This is a genomic window from Aurantiacibacter xanthus (genome assembly GCF_003584015.1).
GTDB classification, from domain to species: domain Bacteria; phylum Pseudomonadota; class Alphaproteobacteria; order Sphingomonadales; family Sphingomonadaceae; genus Alteraurantiacibacter; species Alteraurantiacibacter xanthus.
This window is the reverse complement of record NZ_QXFM01000019.1, coordinates 1-4,727: the sequence shown is the minus strand read 5'-3', so window position 1 is coordinate 4,727 and position 4,727 is coordinate 1. Positions and strand designations below refer to the sequence as shown.

4 protein-coding genes and 1 pseudogene are annotated in these 4,727 nt (G+C 67.6%); all 5 read left to right on the top strand.

The features are described 5' to 3' along the window. On the top strand, positions 1-580 hold a 580-nt coding region (locus D2V17_RS02630; protein WP_119591591.1), incomplete at its 5' end, for an HlyD family secretion protein. 2 nt (positions 581-582) lie between these two features. Beyond that, the gene (locus tag D2V17_RS02625; protein WP_119591590.1) at positions 583-2,313 is read left to right on the top strand and encodes an ATP-binding cassette domain-containing protein; all 1,731 of its coding nucleotides are present in this window, start codon (positions 583-585) and stop codon (positions 2,311-2,313) included. Beyond that, on the top strand, positions 2,310-3,443 hold the full coding sequence (locus tag D2V17_RS02620; protein WP_119591589.1) for an ABC transporter permease: 1,134 nt from the start codon (positions 2,310-2,312) through the stop codon (positions 3,441-3,443). Before D2V17_RS02625 ends, D2V17_RS02620 begins: the two co-directional genes overlap by 4 nt. After that, positions 3,440-4,537 (top strand): ABC transporter permease, encoded by a 1,098-nt coding sequence (locus D2V17_RS02615; protein ID WP_119591588.1) that lies wholly within the window; start codon positions 3,440-3,442, stop codon positions 4,535-4,537. The genes D2V17_RS02620 and D2V17_RS02615 overlap by 4 nt, the downstream gene beginning before the upstream one ends. A 4-nt stretch (positions 4,538-4,541) precedes the next feature. Beyond that, positions 4,542-4,727, top strand: a pseudogene (locus D2V17_RS02610) (efflux transporter outer membrane subunit); the annotation flags it as partial.

The following is a 4,727-nucleotide window of genomic DNA, read 5'->3' as shown; positions in this document are numbered from 1 at the left end:
CGCGGTCAGCCGCAGCGTGTGGGACCAGACCCGCGCCGAACTGCGCCGCGCCGAGGCGCAACTGGCCGAAGCCAGTCAGGCCTCCTCGCTCGCCAGTGCGGGAGCGCGCCGCGAGGATATTGCCGCCGCCGAGGCGCAGGTGAAGGCCGCCCGCGCACAGCGTGCGAGCATCGACCTCGACCTTGGCGATACGAAGCTGGCAGCGCCGGTCGGCGGGACTGTCGTAACCCGCGCGATCGAGCCGGGCAGCCTTGTCCAGCCGGGCATGACTGCCTTCACCATCGCCATCGACCGTCCGCTGCGCGTGCGCGCCTATGTCGCCGAGCCCGACCTGTCGCGCATCGCGCCGGGCATGAAGGTGGTGGTGCGCGCCGACGGCAATCCCAAGGAATACCAAGGCACTATCGGCTATATCTCGCCGCGCGCCGAGTTCACGCCCAAGTCGGTCGAAACCGAAGACCTGCGCACCGACCTTGTCTACCAGCTGCGCATCGTGGTCAGCGATCCTGATAACGGCCTGCGCCAGGGCCAGCCTGTAACCGTCAGCGTGCCGCAGGCCCGCACCGCGGCGGAGGACTGAGCATGGGCGACGCGGTCGCCATTGCGACAGGCGTGGTCAAGCGCTTCGCGGGGCTGGCCGCCCCGGCGCTGGACGGCGTCTCGATGACGATCTGCACCGGCGGCGTGACTGGTCTTGTCGGCCCCGATGGCGCGGGCAAGACCACGCTCATCCGCATCCTCGCCGGGCTGATGGCGGCGGACGAAGGCGATATCGCAGTGCTGGGGCAGGCACCGGGCGAGGAGCTGGCCGATCTCGGCTACATGCCGCAGCGCTTCGGCCTCTATGAAGACCTGTCGGTCGAGCAGAACCTCACGCTCTATGCCGACATGCGCGAACTGCCCGATGACGAGCGCGAAGCGACCTTCGCCCGGCTGCTGAACTTCACCGATCTGGCGCGGTTCCGCGACCGGATGGCGGGTAATCTTTCGGGCGGGATGAAGCAGAAGCTCGGCCTTGCCTGCGCGCTGGTGAAGCGCCCCCGGCTGCTGCTGCTTGACGAACCGGGCGTGGGCGTCGACCCGATCAGCCGCCGCGAGCTGTGGGCCATGGTGCAGGAGCTGACGGCGGACGCGCACTATGGCGGCATGGGCGTGCTCTGGTCGACCGCCTATCTCGACGAGGCCGAGAAGTGCGACCGGGTCTATCTGCTCAACGAGGGCAAGCTCCTGTTCGAGGGCGACCCGGCCGAACTGACCGGCTCGGTGGCTGACCGGGTGGTGCGGCTGACCGGCTTCGCGCAGCGCCGCCGCCGTCTGCTGACCGAGATGCTTGACCGCGAGGGCGTGATCGACGGCACCATTCAGGGCCGCTCGGTGCGCCTGCTGCTCGACCGCGAGGACCGGCTGGCGGGCGACAGCGGCTTCCAGCTTGCGCCTGCCACGCCGCGCTTCGAGGACGGCTTTATCGAGCGGCTGGGCGGCGGCCCCAAGGGCACCAGCCGCCTCGCCGAGGCCTATCGCGAGGTCCCCGCCGATAGCGGCAAGGCCATCGTCGCCAGGGGGCTGACCAAGACCTTTGGCGATTTCACCGCCGCGAGCGATGTGAGTTTCGAGGTGCCCTATGGCACGATCTTCGGCCTGCTCGGCCCCAACGGCGCGGGCAAGTCGACCACCTTCAAGATGCTGTGCGGCCTGCTCACGCCGAGCCATGGCGAATGCGCGGTGGCCGGGCACGATCTGCGCACATCGGGCGGCAAGGCGCGCGCGGCGCTCGGCTACATGGCGCAGAAGTTCTCGCTTTATGGCGACCTGTCGGTGGCGCAGAACCTCGACTTTTTCGCCGGCGCCTATGGCCTCACCCGCGGCGGCGCGCGCGACGCCATCGCCCGCGTGACCGAGGTGTTCGAACTGGGCGACGTGCTCAAGGTCAATGCGGGCACCTTGCCGCTCGGCTTCAAGCAGCGCCTCGCGCTCGCCGCTGCGGTGATGCACGAGCCGCCGGTGCTGTTCCTCGACGAGCCGACCAGCGGGGTCGACCCGGTCACCCGGCGCGAGTTCTGGACCCATATCAACGGCCTGGTGGAGAAGGGCGTGGCGGTGCTGGTCACCACGCACTTCATGGAAGAGGCCGAATATTGCGACCAGATCACCCTGATCTATCGCTCGCAGCAGATCGCCAGCGGCACGCCCGACGATCTCAAGCAGCAGGCCGCAGACATGGCCGCGCTCGACGATCCGACGATGGAGGATACCTTCATCGCCATGATCGAGGCCAGCGACGCGCAGCGCGAAGCCGGGGAGGCCGCAGCATGAGCGCCGGGCAGATCGACCCGCGCCGATTGCGCGCGATGGTGGTGAAGGAGGGCGTCCAGATCCTGCGCGACCCCTCGACCATCCTGATCGCGCTGGCGCTGCCGGTGCTGCTGCTGTTCCTGTTCGGCTATGCCATCAACCTCGACAATGCGCGCACCCATATCGGCCTTGCGGTGCAAGACGATAGCGCGGCGGCGCAGTCGCTGGCCTTGGCCTATCAGCATAGCCCCTATTTCGCGGTCACCACCGCGCGCACCGTGGCCCCCTTGCGCGCGCGGATGATCGCGGGCGAGATCCGGGGCATCGTGGTGATCCCGCAGGATTTCGGCAGCGGGGCAGCGCGCGGGCACCGCCCGCCGATCCAGATCATCGCCGATGGCTCGCAGCCCAATGCAGCCAACTTCACCACCGCCTATGCCCGCGGCGTGGCGCAAACCTGGGCTGCGCAGGAGGCGGAGGCCGCCGGGCTGCGCGCTCCGCTGCCGACCGACATGTCGCTGCGGTTCTGGTACAACCCGTCGCTGGCCAGCCGCAATTTCCTCGTGCCGGGGGCGATTGCCATCGTGATGACGATGATCGGCACCTTGCTCACCAGCCTTGTGATCGCGCGCGAGTGGGAGCGCGGCACGATGGAGGCGATGATGGCAACGCCGATGCGGATGAGCGAATTCCTCATCAGCAAGATCGTGCCCTATTTCCTGCTCGCGCTGGCGTCGATGGCGATGTGCACGCTGCTGGCGACCCTGGTGTTCGGCGTGCCGCTGCGCGGGTCGCTGCCTGCGCTGCTGCTGCTGACCGTGGCCTATCTGATGCCTGCGCTGGGGCAGGGGCTGTTCATCTCGGCGGCGACGAAAAACCAGTTCGTCGCCAGCCAGATCGCGCTGTTGAGCGGGTTCCTGCCGACCTTCCTGCTGTCGGGCTTCCTGTTCGAGATTGCCTCGATGCCGAAGTGGATTCAGGCGATCACCTATATCGTGCCTGCGCGCTATTTCATTCCGGCGCTGCAAACGGTGTTTCTGGCGGGAGACATCTGGGCGGTGATCCTGCCGGCGGTCGCCTGTCTGCTGGGCTTCGGGGCGATCTTCTTCCTGCTGTGTTTCCGTTCCACGCGCCGGAGTCTCGACAAATGAGCGCATTGCGGGCGATCGCGATCAAGGAAATCTGGGCGCTGCTGCGCGATCCCAAGGCACGCATCGTGCTGGTGATCCCGCCGCTGCTGCAACTGGTGATCTTCTCCTTCGCCTCCACGCTGGAGGTGAAGAACGTCGACATCGGGCTGCTCGATCGCTCCACCGGCACGGCCAGCGTCGAGATCGTCAACCGGCTGGCGGGCAGCCCCAACATCGGCTCGATCCGGCGGCTGAGCTCGCATGCTGATCTCGCCGAGGCGATCGACCGGCAGGAAGTGATCGCCGCGCTGGTGATCGAGCCCGACTTCGACCGCGCCTTCGCCAGTGGCCAGCCGACGCAGGTGGGCGTGGTGCTCGACGGACGGCGCTCGAACGCGGCGCAGATCGTGGGCGGCTACCTGCAGCAGATCGTCACTGCGGCGGGCGCCAGTGTGCGCGGAACCGAGCGCGCGCCGCCGGTGGCCGTGGCGATCAACTGGTTCAACCCGAACCTCGAATATATCTGGTTCAACCTGCCCAGTCTGATCGTGGTCATCGTCTCGGTGGCGGGCCTCTCGATCACCGCGCAGACCGTGGCGCGCGAGCGTGAGCTGGGCACCTTCGACCAGCTGATGGTGAGCCCCTTGTCGGTGCGCCAGATCCTCGTCGGCAAGATGGTGCCGCCGTTCATCGTCGGCTTCATCAACGCGACCGTCTATCTGGTGGTGGCGCAGCTGGTGTTCGGGGTGCCGTTCACTGGGTCGGTGCTGCTGTTCTACCTTGGCCTCGTCACCTATCTGCTGGCGCTCATCGGGGTGGGGATGTTCGTCTCGTCGCTGTCGATGACGCAGCAACAGGCCTTCCTCGGCAGCTTCGTGGCGACGGTGCCGGTGATCCTGCTGTCGGGCTTTTCCAGCCCGATCGACAATATGCCCGAATGGCTACAGATCGTCACCTATGCCAATCCCGCGCGCTATTTCCTCGAGATTTCGCTCGGCCAGTTCCTGAAGGCGCAACCGGCTTCGGTGGTGCTGGCGGAGCTGTGGCCGCTGGTCCTGATCGCCCTTGCCACGCTGGCCACCTCGGCCTGGCTGTTCCGCGCCCGGATGGAGTAACCCCATGACCCGCTTGCATCCCCTTATCCTCCTCGCGCTGCTTGGCGGCTGCACCACCGTCGGCCCGGACTATGCCGCGCCCGAGAGGGCCGTGGCCGAGCAGTGGGTCGAACCTGCCGCCAGCGGCCCGGTGGCCCCGGCCTGGTGGAACCAGTTCGGCGACCCGCAGCTCACCGGCCTGATCGAGCGG

Coding starts and splice junctions, on each gene's coding strand:
- D2V17_RS02625 (WP_119591590.1), top strand. CDS start 583: ATGGGCGACGCGGTCGCCATTGCGACAGGCGTGGTCAAGCGCTTCGCG.
- D2V17_RS02620 (WP_119591589.1), top strand. CDS start 2,310: ATGAGCGCCGGGCAGATCGACCCGCGCCGATTGCGCGCGATGGTGGTG.
- D2V17_RS02615 (WP_119591588.1), top strand. CDS start 3,440: ATGAGCGCATTGCGGGCGATCGCGATCAAGGAAATCTGGGCGCTGCTG.